The sequence below is a fragment of the Yersinia nurmii genome, assembly GCF_001112925.1.
Taxonomy (GTDB): Bacteria; Pseudomonadota; Gammaproteobacteria; order Enterobacterales; family Enterobacteriaceae; genus Yersinia; species Yersinia nurmii.
The window spans coordinates 46,330-63,341 of sequence record NZ_CPYD01000005.1 but is presented as its reverse complement, the minus strand read 5'-3'; the positions used below and the strand labels follow the sequence as shown (position 1 = coordinate 63,341).

Here is a 17,012-nt window from a genome sequence, read left to right as displayed (position 1 = left end):
ACTTCTTGCCTATTTCTATAAACCACTGTAGGAAATGAGAGAAATAAAGCAAAATTCGTGTCGATTTGTTTTTTCTGAAATATGAGGTTGATATGGTGGGCATTGACGATATTCAGCGGGGACTGGCAAAGAAAGTCGCGCAACTGGCACAGGGAAACGGGTTGACGACGTCCGCCGTTCCTAAGGTTAATCTGCTGTTTTCTAACGCCCATCAGCCACGTACGCCGGTGATGTATACCCCCAGTATTGTGATCATCTTTCAAGGTAAAAAAGTAGGCTATCTGGGGAGTAAAATCTTTCAGTATGATCCGAAAAACTATCTGTTACTGACGGTGACGCTGCCGTTTGAATGTGAAACCTTTGCCGGCCCGGAAGAACCCCTCGCCGGATTATCGATTCAAGTTGATCACCAAATGCTACAGGATTTGCTGGTGGATATTGGTGACGATGAGCTGGATAAACCCCGAGGTAATGCCAATGGTGTCAACGCTGCATTGCTTACGGAAGAGATGCTGTGTGCCACAGAGCGCCTGTTGGACGTTATGGCCAAACCGCTGGATGCCCGAGTGTTAGGGCCGCATATTGTGCGTGAGATTCTGTTTTGTGTGCTATCCGGTCCTTGTGGTGCGCCGCTACAGGAGTTGGTGAATCGTCACAGCCATTTTAATCAGATAGCTAAGGCATTACGGCGCATTGAGAATCAATTTGCAGAAAATCTTAATGTGGAGCAGTTGGCAACAGAAGTGAATATGAGTATTTCGGCTTTTCACCATAATTTCAAAGCGGTAACCAATACCTCTCCGCTGCAATATTTGAAAACTTATCGCTTACACCGAGCCAGAATATTGATGATTCACGATGGATTGAAGGCCAGTACGGCGGCTATTCGGGTGGGTTACGAGAGTGCGTCGCAGTTTAGCCGAGAATTTAAACGTTACTTTGGTCATACGCCTAGCGACGAGCGGGCAAAACAGCGCAGTCACTAGTGAAACTAAGGCACGCTGGCTCGATGAATAGCGGATAGCCAGCGTGTCTGAACGCGTTATTCGGTGGCGCTTTTACGCTTACACCACACCACAATCAGTGAGCCGACCAACCCCATCAACAGCAAGGCTACCGGCAGGATCATCAGTGCGGTCATGACCTGATTTTCGTAGTGTTTTACTAACGGAATTTGGCTCAGGGCGAAGCCCAGGCCCACCACTGCACCGACCCAGAGCAATCCACTCAGCCAGTTAAATAGTTGGAAACGGGTACTATTCAGGCCAGAAATGCCAGCTAGCGTAGGTAGCAAGGTGCGAACAAAAGCCAGAAAACGGCCAATGAGCAGGGCAGCTAGACCGTGGCGTACAAACAGTTGGTGCGCCCGCTGGCGATAATGTATTGGTAATTGTAATAGCCAGCTTTTGACGACCTTAGTATCTCCGAGCCATCGACCTTGAACATAGCTAAGCCAGCAGCCTAAACTGGCTGCGATGGTAAGAATAATCAGCGTAGGAATAAAAGCCATAACGCCTTTGGCAATTAAAGCGCCAGCAAGCAGCAGTAGGCTATCTCCGGGGAGGAAGGAAGCGGGCAGCAGGCCGTTCTCTAAAAATAAAGTGGTAAAAAGTATGCCGTAGATAACCCAAATGACATTGGGGTCGGCAAGTTTACTAAAATCCTGTTGCCATAAGGCATGAAGGATTTCGCGTAACACATCCATTTCTTTTCCTGTTTGCCTATTGTGGGGAAGATAATCCGTGAATCTTTACAGTGTATCCGTAATAGACTCAGGCCACATTGATCTTATCCTCATTAACCTAAAAATTAGCGGGGTATATTCATTCTGTTGATGGTTTAGAGACTAACTTCGGTGAAAACCGCACAAAATTAGCGCAGTTCCCACCGATAGGGACGTTATTGCGCTGAAGCGATACGAGCGAAGCCTGCGGCCAGATCCTCAATTAAATCTTGAGTATTTTCCAAACCAATATGCACACGAACTAAAGTGCCCTGAGGCGCGGTGGCTTCATATTTACGTATCGCTTTAATATCTTCCGGCTGGTAGGCCAGAATCAATGACTCAAAGCCGCCCCAAGAGAATGCCATACTGAAGTGGTGGAAGTTGTCGAGATAGTTTTCAAATTGTTGCTGGGTCAGGCGATGCTTGAGTTCAAAAGAGAACAGCCCGTTGCAGCCAGAAAAATCTCGTTGATAAAATTCATGACCTTGACAGTCTGGCAGCGCCGGATGATAAACATGAGCCACTTCAGGGCGCTGCGCCAGCCAGTTGGCAACGTCGATACCGTTAGCTTCGTGCTGTTTCAGGCGTACACCTAACGTCCGCAGGCCGCGGCTAGCCAGATAGGCACTGTCGGCATCCACCATTTGCCCCATTAGATATGAGTCTTCCCGCAGCTGTTCCCAGCAGCGCGCATTGGCTACGGCGATGCCCAGCATGGCGTCAGAATGGCCGATCAGGTATTTGGTGCCAGACTGAATGGAAATATCGATATCAAAATCAAGAGGTTTGAATAACACACCCGCCGCCCAAGTGTTATCCATGATGATAATCACTTTGGGCGAAACGGCGCGAATGGCGCGTACTATCGCGGGAATATCCTGTATTTCCATAGTGATAGAGCCGGGCGACTCTAAAAACACCACTTTGGTATTAGGCTGAACCAACTTACCAATGGCGCTGCCTATCAGCGGATCGAAATAACGGGTACTGACCTGCATCCGCGACAGGATTTTATCGCAAAAACTCTGCGCCGGTTCGTAGGCCGATCCGGTCATCAATACATGATCGCCCGCGGATACGAAAGCCAGAATGGCATTACTGATCGCCGCTGCGCCGCAAGGGTACAGCACGCAGCCCGCGCCGCCTTCCAGTTCGGTCATGGCTTCCTGTAAGGCGAAATGAGTCAATGTGCCGCGGCGACCGTAAAATAGCTCGCCTTTACCACGGTTAATCGTGGCATGCTTTTTGGCTTTTACACTGTCAAAAACCAGCGACGACGCGCGTTGAATCACTGGGTTAACCGATCCCAGGGTGAATTTTTTACTGCGCCCTGCGCTGACCAACGTGGTTTCTAATTTTTTTGAAGACATACGGGCGGTCACCTTGCTTGGTTAGTGTCGGTCTGGGTTGATTGCCAGCCATTATCTGATGGGTTAATTGTTTAAATTAGCATGATGAACATTTGATGTAGTGCGCTTTTAGCCGGATGGCGTTTAAAGAGGGGGTGCCGCTGTTTAAGGCGGTTTACGCACAAAAAAATGCTGTAAAACGCACAGAAAGTAATGATTTATTGCTAAAGAAAATCGATGGTGAGTGAGTTTTATGTGAATAAAACCCTATGGTTGTTATTTGTTTAGCCCAAGTGTTATCAGCGTTTGAAGCAGGCTAGCGATGAAAAAGAGCGCTCTGAGCGGCGAGTTTGCCTTAATTATCTTTTAGATAGAAAAATTGGCTCAAATAATAATGATAATTACTATCAATCCGTCATTTGTTTGATATGATCCGCCACTGATTTCGTCCTTAAATTGATATGCATATTGGGTGGAGGCGCAGCGTGAAAACAGCTGGCAAAAGTATGGAACATAAATCATTCGCCGCAAACCAGGGTCGGGGAGTGAAGTTAGGGCGCGGCGTGATGGCGCTCTTGTTAATCGCAGGTTTATCTGGCCCGGCATTCGCGGCTCCAGGTAATAGCAGCGCAGTTGCCGCTGGCGTGGCGCCCGCGTCAACGCAGCACACCGCCGCGGTTTCAACTCCGCTGCCGCAGCCGGAGCTGACTTCTGTAGCAACGCCGGATGCCGCTCCTGCGGTTCAATCTGTGACTCCGGCAGCGCCTGTTGTTCCACAAGGTCTGGCGATGGATTTGTCCGTTTGGGGCATGTACCAGCACGCAGACGTAGTGGTGAAAGCCGTGATGATTGGTCTGGTGCTGGCTTCGGTTGTTACCTGGACTATTTTATTCTCTAAAGGCATGGAATTGTACCGTGCCCGTCGTCGCCTGCGTCATGAGCATATTGTACTCGGTTCGGCGACTAATCTGAGCGACGCTTTGGCGCAGGCTGAAGATTTTGCGCCGGAAAGCATTAGTGGCATGTTGCTGCGCGAAGCGGAAAACGAGCGTCAGCTATCGGCAGAATCCACTGATAATGGCGGGATCAAGGAGCGCGCCTCTTTCCGTCTGGAGCGTCGTGTGGCTGCCGTGAGCCGTCAGATGGGCAAAGGAACCGGCTTCCTAGCGACTATCGGGGCTATCTCTCCATTCGTCGGTTTGTTCGGCACCGTTTGGGGCATCATGAACAGCTTCATTGGTATCGCTCATTCGCAAACCACTAATTTAGCGGTGGTGGCTCCGGGTATTGCCGAAGCCTTGCTGGCAACGGCATTAGGTCTGGTGGCGGCGATTCCTGCGGTCGTTATCTATAACATCTTTGCTCGCCTTATCGGGACTTATCGTGCCCACGTGGGTGATGTTGCCGCGCAAGCCTTGCTGTTATTGAGCCGCGATCTGGATCTGGCTAGCAGCACCGCAGAAGACAAATCATCAAGCCATGCTCACCAACTGCGTGCGGGGTGATTTATGGCAATGCACATGAATGAAAATCCTGATGAAAGCGGCGAATTACATGATATCAACGTAACGCCTTTCATTGATGTCATGCTGGTGTTGCTGATTATCTTTATGGTGGCAGCGCCTTTGGCTACCGTAGACATCAAAGTGGATCTGCCTGCGTCCTCTGCCGCGCCACAACCGCGTCCTGAGAAACCGGTGTTCCTGTCGGTGAAAGCAGATAACCAACTGTTCGTAGGTGAGCAGCAGGTTGACCGCGAAACGCTGGCCGTTGCGCTGGATAAGCAAACGCAGTCCAATAAGGAAACCACTATCTTCTTCCAGGCGGATAAGAGTGTGGATTACGAAACATTGATGAGCGTGATGGATTCGCTGCGTAAAGCGGGTTATCTCAAAGTGGGATTAGTCGGAATGGAAGCGGCTAACGCCCAATAGGCAAAAGCGACAAGTTGCAAATAAAAAGCGCGGTTTGATACCGCGCTTTTTTGCGTCTGAAATCAGGTAAACGTTCTGGTCAGAAAACCATATCAACCACGTGCATGAGCGGCGGCGCGTTCTACCTGTTCATCGGTTGGGCGCACACCGGTGTAAAGAACAAACTGCTCAACGGCCTGAATCGCAATCACTTCTGCGCCGGTAATCACCTGTTTGCCATGCTTTTGAGCGTAGCGAATCAGCGGAGTTTCTGCTGGCAGAGCCACCACGTCAAACACAATCTTAGCCTGCTCGATGGTTGCAGGTTCAAAGGCTAGCGTCTCGGCTTCTGCGCCTCCGGCCATACCAATTGGCGTCACGTTGATGACCATATCGGCGGTCAAATCGCCCACTTCGGCCTGCCATTGATAGCCGTAGTTTTCCGCCAGCGCTTTTCCGGCTGTCTCATTACGAGCAATAATATGGCCGTGTTTGAAACCGGCATCGCGTAGCGCAGCAACGACCGCTTTGGCCATTCCGCCGTTGCCTCGTAGCATGAAGGTGCTTTCAGTTGGTACCTGATATTGGCTCAATAGCTTAGCGATAGCGATATAGTCGGTGTTGTACGCCCGCAGGAAGCCATCGTCATTCACGATAGTATTCACAGATTCAATAGCCGTGGCGGAAACGTCTAATTCATCCAGAAAGGGAATACAGGTTTCTTTGAACGGCATGGATATCGCGCAGCCGCGAATGCCCAAGGCTCTGACGCCGCCGACCGCCGCCTGAATATCGGTGGTAGTAAACGCTTTGTAGATGTAGTTGAGGTCCAGCTCTTGATACAGGAAATTATGGAATCGGGTGCCGAAGTTACCCGGCCGTCCGGCCAGTGACATGCACAAACGGGTGTCTTTGTTAATCTCACGGCTCATGATGAATCCTCTGGGAGAGATAAGGGAATACAGATTGTTAGGGATTTCTTCTGGCGTTAAGTCTATCACGCTGAATGGAGACAGCCATCTTTGCCGCGCCGGTTTTAACGGGTAAAACCGCGATCTTTTGTGCGCGGGACGCCCCTGCATCCCGCGCGAAAAGATTACCCTTTATGTCGATGCATCAGTAAATACACTGCCGGAATGACTAACATCGATAATAACGGTGCGCTGATCATGCCGCCGATCATCGGAGCGGCAATACGCTGCATCACCTCGGACCCGGCGCCGCCTCCCCACATGATTGGCAGTAATCCGGCCATAATGGTGGCGACGGTCATGGCTTTTGGCCTGACTCGCAGGACGGCTCCTTCGTGGATGGCGGCGCACATGTGTTCCGCAGTCAGCGGTTGCCCCGGTAATTGATGTTTTTTCACTGCCTGATTGAGATACAGCACCATAATGACGCCGAATTCAGCGGCTACGCCAGCCAGAGCAATAAAGCCCACCGCAGCGGCAACCGAGAAGTTGTAGCCCAATCCATACAGTAGCCAAATACCGCCGATCAGGGCGAAAGGGAGTGTCGCCATGATCAGTGCGGCATCCCTAACTTTGCCGAAGGTCACAAACAGCAGAACAAAGATGATCATTAGCGTGACTGGCAGAACAATTTGCAGCTTGGCGGTGGCTCGTTCCAGATATTCAAACTGTCCTGACCAACTGAGAGAGATCCCTTCCGGTAATTTAACCTGCTGATCTACCGCTTTTTGCATATCCAACACCGCAGATTTAAGGTCTCGCCCACGTAGATCCACATAGATCCAATCAGAGAGGCGGGCATTCTCACTTTTCAGCATGGGTGGGCCTTCGCTGATACGAATATCCGCCAGTTCCGACAGAGCAATTTGCCCACCCGCAGCGGTCAATACCGGCAGGTCGCGCAGTTTTTGCAGTGAATCGCGCAGCTCACGCGGATAACGCAGATTGATAGGGAATCGTTCCCGCCCTTCAATGGTTTCACCGATATTCTGTCCACCAATCACGCTGGTAACCAGAGATTGTAGTTCTTTCACCGAAACGCCATAGCGCGCCGCTCGCTGGCGATCGATATTGATATCAACGTAGCGGCCTCCGGCTAAACGCTCAGACAGTGCTGAAGTGACACCTGGCACTTGCCGTACAACTTGCTCGATCTGTAAGGCAACCTGTTCGATTTGCTGAATATTTTTACCGTTTACCTTGATCCCAACTGGACTTTTAATGCCGGTGGAAAGCATATCTAGCCGATTACGGATAGGTGGTACCCACAGATTGGCAATCCCTGGTACTTTTACCGTGGTGTCCAATTCTTCGATCAATCTGTCCATCGTCATGCCTGCCCGCCATTGATCTTTGGGCTTAAAACGAATAGTGGTTTCGATCATAGTTAACGGCGCAGGATCGGTCGCGGTTTCAGCCCGCCCGGCCTTGCCAAATACCGTATCGACTTCGGGAATGGTTTTGATTAGACGGTCAGTTTGTTGCAGCAGTCGCGTGGCTTCCTGCACTGAAATACCCGGTAAAGTCGATGGCATATACAACAGATCGCCTTCATCCAGCGCAGGCATAAATTCGCTGCCTAAACGGCTGAGCGGGTACAACGTGGCAGCCAAAGCCAGAGCGGCTAGCGTCAGGGTAGTTTTAGGACGAGCCAGCACCGCGCTAAGCACCGGTTCATATAATGCGATTAGCCAGCGATTTATTGGGTTGGCATTCTCATCAGGAATATTACCGCGAATGAAATAGCCCATCAGAACGGGTACTAAAGTGATGGCTAAACCGGCAGAAACCGCCATGGCGTAGGTTTTGGTAAAGGCTAGCGGCGAGAACATTCGGCCTTCCTGCGCCTGTAATGAAAACACCGGAATAAATGACAGCGTGATAATGAGCAAGCTGCAAAATAGCGCCGGGCCGACCTCAATCGCCGCCCGCTCGGAAATGAGCCAGTAATCCTGTCCGACGGGTTTTTGTCCCGGATGATCTTTTCGCCATTGTTCCAGCACTTTATGCATGTTTTCTATCATTACGATCGCGGCATCCACCATAGCGCCAATGGCGATAGCGATACCTCCCAGTGACATAATGTTGGCGTTAACTCCTTGATAATGCATCACGATAAACGCACCGAGAATTCCCAGTGGCAGACTAATAATGGCCACCAGCGCCGAACGGAAATGGAAGAGAAATAGTGAGCAAATCACGGCAACCACCAGAAACTCTTCCAGCAGTTTGAAAGACAGACTATCGATGGCGTGGGTGATTAACTGAGAGCGATCGTAGACCGGTACGATTTCCACGCCTGCGGGCAGCGTTCGCTGAATTTGTTGTAGTTTGGCTTTGACGCCGTTGATGGTTTCCAGCGCATTTTTGCCGTAGCGCATCACAATAATGCCGCCAGCCACTTCACCTTCACCGTTTAATTCGGCCACGCCACGGCGTATTTCAGGGCCAATTCGCACGCTGGCGACATCCGATAACAGGATCGGAATGCCATCGCGGGCGGTAATCACGATGTGATTAAAATCATCCAGATTTTTCAGGTAGCCGGAGGTGCGCACCATGTATTCCGCTGCGCTCATTTCCAAGACTGAACCGCCGCCTTCCTGATTACTCTCCTGAATGGCACTGGCGATTTGCTGATGAGAAAGATTCAGTGCGCGCATCCGTTCAGGATTGAGCACGACCTGATACTGACGCACCATTCCGCCCACGCTGGCGACTTCGGAGACGTTGGGTACGGTTTTCAGCTCAAATTTTAGCGTCCAATCTTGTAATGTTCGCAGATCCGCCAGACTGTGTTTACCGGTTTTATCTATCAACGCATATTCATAGATCCAGCCAACGCCTGTGGCATCAGGCCCCAGCGTAGCCTTGGCTTCGGCAGGCAGACTGGATTGCACTTGGCTGAGATATTCCAGCACGCGAGCGCGCGCCCAGTAAGGATCGGTGCCTTCGGCAAACAGCACATACACGTAGGAATCACCGAACATTGAAAAACCACGTACGGTTTCTGCGCCCGGCACCGATAGCATGGTGGTGGTCAAGGGGTAAGTCACCTGATCTTCCACCACCTGCGGCGCTTTACCCGGATAACTAACGCGAATAATCACTTGGGTATCAGACAGATCCGGCAGAGCATCCAGCGGCGTCTGCTGTAGCGACCAGATTCCCCAACCGGCCATCATAGCGGCTCCCAATAGCACCAATAAGCGGTTGCGTAATGACCAACGAATCACGGCGGCAATCATAGGTGGCCTCCATGAATTGGCTGGTTATCTGCCGATTTTGATGGGCGAATCTGCTGAATGTGCGCACCGTTATCGTCCAACGTGAATTGAAAATCTACCTGAGCACCGACGCGGATATTCGCAGGCAAACCGCTTTCCGGCAGAGTGAAATCCATCGTCATTGGCCCCCATTTCAGCGCAGGAATCGTTCCGTGGCTCAACGTGATCGTTTGCCCGGCAATAGCATTGACGCGGCCTAAAGCGCTATAGGTATCCGGCGCGACGGCGTTTGTTTGATTGCTACTATCGGTGTATTTAGGCTCCTCCATTTGCGGAAGTGCAGTTTGCAGGCTGGCTTCGGAGTCGATCAGGAACTGACCGGAGGTAACCACGTGCTCGCCGAGACTCAGTCCCTGTTTGATTTCTACCCAACCGTCCTGAGACTGACCGGCGGTGACATTGACGGGTTTAAAGTACCCCTCTCCTTCGCTGACCAGCACCCGGCTGCTGCTACCAGTAAGTAACAGCGCTTCCTGCGGGATTGCTAACACCGGCGGTAGCGCTTCCCGTGAGGATGCTTGTAGATTCAGGTACATGCCCGGCTTTAATTTTTGCTGCGGATTATCCAGTACGACACGAGCTTTCAGCGTGCGGGTCGTTAAATCCATATTAGGCAGCAGTTCACTGACTTTCCCATGGAAAATCTCTCCCGGCCAACTGGCAGAGGTCGCCTGAATAGCGCTACCGAGCTGCAATTGGCTGGCTTGAGTCTGTGGGTAATCAATGACTACCCAAACCGGATCCAGACTGGCCAGTTCAAACAGCGATTGTGTGGCGCTAACCTGCGTCCCAGCGCGAATATCCAGCTTGTTAACGTAGCCTGCGGCGGGAGCGCGTAAGGTATAGCGGGTTTGTGGCTGACCGCTTTTTTCTACCTGACGAATAATTTCATCTGGCATAAATTGCAGCTGTAAACGCTGGCGAGCGGCGGAGGTTAGCGGGTTATCTCCTAACTTGCGGATCGCCAGATATTCCTGCTGAGCGGCGTTCCATTCCGGTATCCACAGAGACGCTAATGGCTGATTTTTGCTGACCTGCTGCTGGTTGGCTCGTACCCAAAGCTGTTCGATGATGCCGTTGGCGCGAGCCGGTATAACTGAAACGCTGCGCTCATCGGTAGCTACGGTGCCATAAGCGGTTAAGCGCAAATTCAGGCTGCGCATCTGGGATTTTTCCGTGCGTACGCCCAGATTTTGCTGCTGTCTGGCGCTGATAATCACGCCGCCGTCATCGGCCTGTTGATCGGCGTAGCGGGGCACCAGCTCCATATCCATAAACGGGGATTTTCCAGGCTGATTAAAACGTTGTCCTGGAGTCATCGGATCGTACCAATATAAGACTTTGCGGCCAGGTTCTACGGCATCAGGCGTGGTTTTTTCGCCCTGTTGCGCCGGTTTTGCCAACCAGTAACCGGTCAATCCGCCCAGCATAGCGACGGCGACCAGACTCACAGTAAAGTGTTTTTTCATAGTGCTGTCTCCTGCGGGATCAAATAGCGAATAGCAACCCACAGAGAGGCCAGTTCACGAGCGGCATCGCGAGTATTGAGCCCACTTTCCAATAGCGCCAGACGGGCATCCATCACTGAGGAAAGATCGCTTTTATTGGCCTGATACTGAGCGATGATCAGATCTAGCCGCTGTTTTTGCAGCGGCAGCACTTCCTGAGTCTGACGCTGCCAGCGTTGCTGGGTAGCCTGATATTGTGCCAATAGCGTGTCGAGCTGCGCCCGATGATCTCGCGTCAGTAAAGTGAGCTGATCATTGGCTTCCAAGGCGCGAGAAACGTCGGCGGCGTAGTCTTTATCCTGTCTTTGGGAGCGAAACAGCGGTAAATCCACGGTAACCATCACGCCGGCCATATCGTCATAGTCCTCGGAACGTTTGGCGTAATAAACCTCGACGCCAATATCAGGAATGGCTGCAATGGCAGACTGAGCCGAGCGAGCTTTTGCCACTTCTGCTTCGCGTCTGGCCTGTAATACTTCGGGATGCTGGAAAACTGCCGTCTGCAAAACTGCAACATCGGCCGGCAGGCGGGTGAAAGTGGGCAGTGAACCGCTGGTTTTGGTCACTTCCAAACCGGTAAGCTGGGTCAAGCGCGCTTGCGCCAGACGCACGTCTCGCTCGGCGTTGGTTAGGCGATCCTGCATGGCAATCCGCTTCAGTCGGGAATCCACTACGCTACTGGCAGGGCTGGCTCCGCCGATAACGCCAGCCCGCTTTACGCCAATCTGTTTTTCACTTTCCAGCACCAGTTTTTGAGCATCTTTTACGGCCTGTTCGGCGAGCGCCAAATCTAGCCACGATTGGGCCGCATCTTTCTGCAAGCGAGCGCGAATAGTTTCGCTGGCCGCCGCGGTTTTGCGTGCCTCCGCACTGAGGGTATCGGCTTTACGCTGGCGTTTATCGCTGCTTACATAGTCTTGCATGATGCCGATACGCTGCATGGTCATGCCTTCCCGAGTAAAACGGTGACCGTTATTGCCGCCGACCGGCAGATTTTCTATTCCGAATTTGAGTTTGGGATCGGGCAGTTGAGTGGCGGAACTGGCCATATTTTCCAACGCATTCACCTGATGCTGATTGGCGGACAGTTCGGCGGAATAATGTTCAGCCGAACTGATAGCCTGATTCAGCGTGATATCGACAGCCTGGGCCGCCAACGGCTGGCACAGCGTCAGCAAGGTGAGCGAGCAGGCAAGGGCTGGCCGCACCGGAGAACGATGAGAGAGGAATCTGGACATGTTAACCCCGCTTAAGATTGGTGCGGAGCGATGGAAACCAGTTCGTAACCCTGCGCGGTCTGACGGAATCTGAAATCGACTTCTGTTCCGACCGTTAAAGGTTGCAGATTACCTGCTGTGGGTAAGCTAAAACTCATGGTCATCGGCGGCCAGTTCAGGGCTGGAATGGCCTGATGACTGATGGATACCCCTTCGGTGCCCCAGGCCTTAATTTTACCTTGGGACTGATAAAGGGTTTCTACAGATGCACTCGATGCATCCGGTTGATGCATATGCTGATGGGCTTGTGGATTGGCAGAGAAAACGGCGGTAGGTAACACTAAGAAAAGGGTAGCAATAAGGATTTTCATGATTAACTCCAGACAATAAATAAACGCAAGGTGCCGCTGAATGACGGCATACAGGGGATATCAAGGTCTGGGGTTATTCTCTGAAACGACAGAAAACGATCTCCGTCGGAGGTCCGGCAATAGGGGGTGAATACCAATCGCTTTTTTGTATCACTGCATGGGTTTGAACCGCTGCAAGCCGCAGTTCGGTCTGTGGGAGTAGAGCGGCCAGCGCAATAACGCTGCCGTCAGGCTGCATCGAATCCGGCACGCAGTGTTTGTCACACAGCGCATTTTGCGCCTGACCGTGGGACATATCCATCGTGTGCTGAGTATGTTCCTGATGCTGAATAACCGCCGGTTGGCCGGACAGCATCAAATCGCAATGATGACCAGCTACCGCCAGTTGAGCATTAAGTATCAGCCAGAAAAATACCAACAGCAGCCCGCACATACGCTGGGTACTGGTGCGAATGCGGTGCATTAACTGGGGTATTCCTACGGACGCTGACATAGTTTTGCCTCAATGGGTTATGGGGTGAGTATAAAGATAAAACCATAGGTTTAGAAAGGTTAAACGACATGAGTGGAAAGGTTGTTATTAGGTTAACTCTTTATATTTTATAGCGTTATATTGTTTTGGCGATGAGAGGAGGAGGAGCGTGTAGGGAAATATTTACCTTTCTTTAAGGTCCGTATGAAATATAAGAGGGGGGCAGTAGGAAATTAGCGCCTGCCAGCAGACAGGCGCGGTGTATACGCAGCTATTACCAAGAATAACTGACGGTTGCGGTAGCAGTACGACCCGGAGCATAGAAGCAGGCGGAATCGGTTGAACAGGTTGCCACGTACTTCTTATCGGTGATGTTATTCAGGTTAACCTGTAGTGAGGTACCTTTCAGCGTCGGAACTGCGTTACCTAATTCGTAACGCATCATCCAGTCGTACACGGTAGACGCAGGTACTTTGAATGTGTTCTTTCTATCACCCCAACTGGTGCCCATATAACGCACGCCAGCACCGGTGGATAAACCGCTTAGTGCGCCTTCGTTAAAGGTATACATTCCCCACAGTGCCGCAGCGTGGTGTGGAATAGTGGGTGGCATTTTACCTTGCTCGCCAACGCGGGTCGTTTCGCGCACTTTAGCCGTGGTGTAGGTATAAGATGCGATGACATCAATATTTTCGCTCAGAGCGCTTTTTAATTCGGTTTCCAAGCCTTGAGATTGGGTTTCACCGATAGGAATGTCGTAGTTCAGTACCTGATCGCGCTGGCTGATGTTTTTCTGACGTAAATCATACAGAGCCGCAGTCAGCAAGGTTTGCGAACCCGGCGGTTGATATTTGATACCGGCTTCCACCTGACGTGCGGTAATAGGTTTCAGCGCTTCGTGGCCCGGTGCGCCTTTACCCGTATTAGGCTCGAAGGAAGTGCTGTAGCTGACGTAAGGAGAAATACCGGAATCAAAGGCGTACAGCACCGCTGCGCGACCGGTGAAGGCGTTATCATCCTGCTGCGTCTGTTTGCTGGTGACACGGCTTAATGCTTTCATTTGCGACCAGTCATAGCGACCGGACAGCAACAGATTCCAGTTGCCATATTCGATTTGGTCTTGCAGATAAACGCCAACCTGATCCAGTTTATTCAGATCGTCATCGCTGAGCCCCAGCGCGCTTTCCTGAATATTCAGACCATAAACCGGTGATACCCAGTCCAAATCGTATTTGCTACCGCGATCCATCAGGAACTGGCTATCAATTCGGGTACGTTTGTAATCCAGCCCGGTTAATACCGTGTGGTTGAATTCACCGGTCCAGAAATCTGCCTGCAATTGGTTATCAAGCGAGAATTCGCCATATTGCTGTCTTTCGATTTGTGCGCGGCGATTCATGGTGCGGTTGTCAGGCTGCATATCCAAAAATACCAGATAATTATAATGCTGCTTTATTTGTGTATAACGCAGATTCTGACGGAATTTAAAGGTGTCATTAATATAATGCTCGAAAGCATAACCGACGGAAGTTTGTTCACGCCATGATTGATCAAATGCTGGATCGCTAACGTTAAAATCACGCGGAATATAACCATACTGAGTCGCGGTCAGTAATCCTCTGGCCGGAAGGAAGTTACGTGAACCGGCTTCAGGCTCTCTTTGATAGCTGGTTAATAAGGTGAAGCTGGTATCTTCATTTGGTAAGAAAGTAATTGCCGGAGCAATGGCAAAACGTTCCTGTTTAAATGATTGCACCGCATCATCTTGAGTGCGGCCAATGCCATTCAGGCGATAAAGGACTTTCCCCTCGTCATCAAGGGTGCCACCAAAATCAAATGCCGCTTCGGCGAGTTTATTATTACCGGCGCGAGCCTGTACTTTATGGATACTTTCAGCGGTAGGGCGCTTGCTGACCATATTAATCAGGCCGCCGGGGTTAACCTGACCATATAAAACCGACGCTGGGCCACGGACGACTTCAACGCGTTCCAGCATCCAGGGATCGATTTGGCCGGCGCGACGTACGCCGCCGATAGAGCTATAGCTCAAACCATCGAGGAAACGAGGAACGGAGCCGAAACCGCGAATAGTCACTTCGTCATTCAGGTTGGAAGCGCCGCGATATTCAGAGATAACGCCAGCGGTATAACGCAATGCCTGAGCGACTGAGGTCGCGTCTTGCGCCGCCATTTGCTCACTGGTAATCACGGAGATGGCCTGAGGTGTTTTAATCAGCGGGGTATCAGTTTTCGTCCCCGTGGAGCTATTGGTCGCTACAAAACCTGAATTTTCCTCCCCATTGCCCGCCTGCGCAACCACCACTAATTTATCTTCTTTCGCCGCATTGGCCGTTTTATTCGTTTCGGCCTGAGCGCCGATAGACGGGATAAGAATAAGTGCAGAGGTAAATAGTAAAGTTTTAGAGGTAGAGCTGACGTGAAGCGGTAGTTTCCTTGGCATCAATTTGCCAGAAAGATCGAACATGATTTATCCCTTACCTAGAACACAATAAATAAAAATAAAAGCGTGTTTGCGCAATCGGGGCTTAAGGTCACCCGGTATTACGTATTGTCAGGCTCGGCTGGGTATGTTCGCGCATTCCTGCCAAACCTTAACGCAGTGTCTCTAAGGCCATCCAATCCAGCCAAAATCAATACATCGACGGTATGACCGCTTTATTTTTGTGGTAAACGCCGCCAGTTTGCCTATGGGGCGAGCAAACTTAAATTGATGCATTAGAGCGAATGCTAACTATGTTATTGCAAACACAAATAGTTCTCAATATTATTTGTATTTACTTGTGTCCCTAAATATATATGAATCAATCTTTAGCCTGCCTAATGGTTTTCAGGACTGATACAGAAAGTTGAAACAGCGAGGGAAGGTTGTGAATGCAGTGAACAGTTATCCGGATAGCCAGAGCTTATTAAGCGATCCTCAAGTTGGCAGTGAGGCCTGGTGGCAACAGGTCGCGCAATGGGGCACTCCCTTGGTAGAACCTAGAGATACAGATCGGGTAAAACTGACGTTTTTATGGCGAGACCCACAGGGAAATGCTCAGCAGTCTTCTCTCAGCCGAGTTTATATTGATGTTAACGGTGTCACTGACCACCACAGTTTTACGCCTGAATGCCTAAAGCGCCTCGGTAATTCCGATGTGTGGTATTGGCAGGCTGAGGTTGAGCCTGATTTTCGCGGTAGCTATAGCGTGATTCCGGTAAGCGCCAGCCAGTGTTTGCAACTGCCGGAAGGGAGTCATGAGCAGCGGCGCATGGCGCAGCGTAACTGGTGGATTTCTTTACTGGATCTGGCAGAAAGCGACCCGCTTAATCGGATTCGACCACATTACAGCAACCGTGGCACACCTCTCTCGGCAGTACATCTTCCCGCTTCACTTCCACAACCTGCCTGGAAAGACGTCGATGCTGGCAATCCGCCGCCAGTCGATTCGGCGCGTCTGCATAAGATCGTCTGGAACAGCAAGTTGCTCGGTAATAGTCGCAATATTTGGATCTATTCCACAGGGGAAACCGATCAACCACAGGATCGTCCGTTGGCTATTTTGCTGGATGGGCAATATTGGGCGCAGGGGCAACCGATATTTGGCGTATTGGATCGACAAACCGAGAGTGGTCAGCTTCCTCCCGCCGTTTATGTGCTGATTGATGTTATCGATCAGCAGCATCGCGGGGAAGAATTGCCTTGTCATCGGGAGTTCTGGCTGGCGATTCTAGCCGAACTTTTGCCGCAGGTGGCGCAGTATCAGCCTTTTAGTGACTTGGCCTCACGTACTCTGGTTGCAGGGCAAAGTTATGGCGGCTTAGCCGCGCTGTACGCCGGGCTACATTGGCCGCAGCGCTTTGGCTGCGTACTCAGTCAGTCAGGTTCATTTTGGTGGCCGCGTATTGATGATGCCGTGCTGATGCCCGACGGCAACGCTGAAGTTGCCGGTTGGCTGATTCAGCAAGTTCAACAAGGTGTGGGGGCCGATCATCAACTGGATATATTTATGGAGGCAGGGCGCAGGGAAGACGTGATTTATCAGGTTAATCAGGAAATGCAGCGTGCATTAGAGCAATCCCCTCATCGCGTTAACAGCCGTTTTTATTCTGGCGGGCATGATGCCGTGTGTTGGCGGGGTGGATTAATCGATGGTCTGCATTATTTACTCAATCTTAAAAATGACAGTAATTAATA

Annotated in this window: 13 protein-coding genes; 4 read left to right on the top strand and 9 right to left on the bottom strand. The window is 51.0% G+C overall.

The features are described 5' to 3' along the window. Nucleotides 1–92 precede the first annotated feature (92 nt). On the top strand, nt 93–986 hold the full coding sequence (locus AD970_RS07910) for an AraC family transcriptional regulator (RefSeq protein ID WP_049598101.1): 894 nt from the start codon (nt 93–95) through the stop codon (nt 984–986). Between the two features lie 56 nt (nt 987–1,042). Here AD970_RS07910 and AD970_RS07905 read toward each other — a convergent pair whose 3' ends face one another. Next, nucleotides 1,043–1,705 carry a DedA family protein gene (locus tag AD970_RS07905; RefSeq protein WP_049597768.1) on the bottom strand — a complete coding sequence of 221 codons (663 nt, stop codon included), beginning with the start codon at nt 1,703–1,705 and terminating at the stop codon, nt 1,043–1,045. A gap of 194 nt (nt 1,706–1,899) precedes the next feature. Further along, entirely contained in the window at nt 1,900–3,096 is a 1,197-nt protein-coding gene (gene metC / locus AD970_RS07900; protein WP_049597767.1) for a cystathionine beta-lyase, read from the bottom strand. A 464-nt stretch (nt 3,097–3,560) separates the two neighbouring features. Here metC and exbB point away from each other — a divergent pair, with 464 nt between their 5' ends. Together exbB and exbD are read left to right on the top strand one after the other, a co-directional pair. After that, on the top strand, nt 3,561–4,580 hold the full coding sequence (exbB, locus tag AD970_RS07895; protein ID WP_072080617.1) for a tonB-system energizer ExbB: 1,020 nt from the start codon (nt 3,561–3,563) through the stop codon (nt 4,578–4,580). Nucleotides 4,581–4,583: 3 nt separating this feature from the next. Then, nucleotides 4,584–5,009 (top strand): TonB system transport protein ExbD, encoded by a 426-nt coding sequence (gene exbD / locus AD970_RS07890; RefSeq protein WP_049597766.1) that lies wholly within the window; start codon nt 4,584–4,586, stop codon nt 5,007–5,009. Nucleotides 5,010–5,101: 92 nt separating this feature from the next. On the opposite strand, the gene AD970_RS07885 is transcribed toward exbD, so the two are convergent. The 7 genes from AD970_RS07885 to AD970_RS07855 all read right to left on the bottom strand — a co-directional run bounded on the left by AD970_RS07885 (nt 5,102) and on the right by AD970_RS07855 (nt 15,299). Then, on the bottom strand, nt 5,102–5,920 hold the full coding sequence (locus AD970_RS07885; RefSeq protein ID WP_049597765.1) for a shikimate 5-dehydrogenase: 819 nt from the start codon (nt 5,918–5,920) through the stop codon (nt 5,102–5,104). Between the two features lie 164 nt (nt 5,921–6,084). Beyond that, entirely contained in the window at nt 6,085–9,207 is a 3,123-nt protein-coding gene (locus AD970_RS07880; RefSeq protein WP_049597764.1) for an efflux RND transporter permease subunit, read from the bottom strand. After that, complete coding sequence (locus tag AD970_RS07875; protein ID WP_049597763.1) at nt 9,204–10,715, bottom strand: efflux RND transporter periplasmic adaptor subunit; 1,512 nt, start codon at nt 10,713–10,715, stop codon at nt 9,204–9,206. Before AD970_RS07875 ends, AD970_RS07880 begins: the two co-directional genes overlap by 4 nt. Then, nucleotides 10,712–11,992, bottom strand: a complete 1,281-nt coding sequence (locus tag AD970_RS07870) for a TolC family protein (protein WP_049597762.1) — start codon at nt 11,990–11,992, stop codon at nt 10,712–10,714. Before AD970_RS07870 ends, AD970_RS07875 begins: the two co-directional genes overlap by 4 nt. Nucleotides 11,993–12,003: 11 nt before the next feature. Then, nucleotides 12,004–12,342: a copper-binding protein gene (locus AD970_RS07865; protein WP_049597761.1), complete on the bottom strand. Its 339-nt coding sequence runs from the start codon at nt 12,340–12,342 to the stop codon at nt 12,004–12,006. A gap of 73 nt (nt 12,343–12,415) precedes the next feature. Then, the gene (locus AD970_RS07860) at nt 12,416–12,835 is read right to left on the bottom strand and encodes a hypothetical protein (RefSeq protein WP_072080616.1); all 420 of its coding nucleotides are present in this window, start codon (nt 12,833–12,835) and stop codon (nt 12,416–12,418) included. A gap of 253 nt (nt 12,836–13,088) precedes the next feature. Next, nucleotides 13,089–15,299 carry a TonB-dependent siderophore receptor gene (locus AD970_RS07855; protein WP_049597759.1) on the bottom strand — a complete coding sequence of 737 codons (2,211 nt, stop codon included), beginning with the start codon at nt 15,297–15,299 and terminating at the stop codon, nt 13,089–13,091. A gap of 403 nt (nt 15,300–15,702) precedes the next feature. Here AD970_RS07855 and fes point away from each other — a divergent pair, with 403 nt between their 5' ends. Further along, nucleotides 15,703–17,010 carry an enterochelin esterase gene (gene fes, locus AD970_RS07850; protein WP_049597758.1) on the top strand — a complete coding sequence of 436 codons (1,308 nt, stop codon included), beginning with the start codon at nt 15,703–15,705 and terminating at the stop codon, nt 17,008–17,010. Nucleotides 17,011–17,012: the final 2 nt, after the last annotated feature.

Excerpts from the sequence above, each read along its gene's own strand:
- exbD (WP_049597766.1), top strand. The coding sequence starts at position 4,584 with ATGGCAATGCACATGAATGAAAATCCTGATGAAAGCGGCGAATTACAT.
- AD970_RS07910 (WP_049598101.1), top strand. The coding sequence starts at position 93 with ATGGTGGGCATTGACGATATTCAGCGGGGACTGGCAAAGAAAGTCGCG.
- AD970_RS07875 (WP_049597763.1), bottom strand. The coding sequence starts at position 10,715 with ATGAAAAAACACTTTACTGTGAGTCTGGTCGCCGTCGCTATGCTGGGC.
- metC (WP_049597767.1), bottom strand. The coding sequence starts at position 3,096 with ATGTCTTCAAAAAAATTAGAAACCACGTTGGTCAGCGCAGGGCGCAGT.
- AD970_RS07855 (WP_049597759.1), bottom strand. The coding sequence starts at position 15,299 with ATGTTCGATCTTTCTGGCAAATTGATGCCAAGGAAACTACCGCTTCAC.
- AD970_RS07905 (WP_049597768.1), bottom strand. The coding sequence starts at position 1,705 with ATGGATGTGTTACGCGAAATCCTTCATGCCTTATGGCAACAGGATTTT.
- AD970_RS07860 (WP_072080616.1), bottom strand. The coding sequence starts at position 12,835 with ATGTCAGCGTCCGTAGGAATACCCCAGTTAATGCACCGCATTCGCACC.
- AD970_RS07880 (WP_049597764.1), bottom strand. The coding sequence starts at position 9,207 with ATGATTGCCGCCGTGATTCGTTGGTCATTACGCAACCGCTTATTGGTG.
- AD970_RS07870 (WP_049597762.1), bottom strand. The coding sequence starts at position 11,992 with ATGTCCAGATTCCTCTCTCATCGTTCTCCGGTGCGGCCAGCCCTTGCC.
- AD970_RS07865 (WP_049597761.1), bottom strand. The coding sequence starts at position 12,342 with ATGAAAATCCTTATTGCTACCCTTTTCTTAGTGTTACCTACCGCCGTT.
- AD970_RS07885 (WP_049597765.1), bottom strand. The coding sequence starts at position 5,920 with ATGAGCCGTGAGATTAACAAAGACACCCGTTTGTGCATGTCACTGGCC.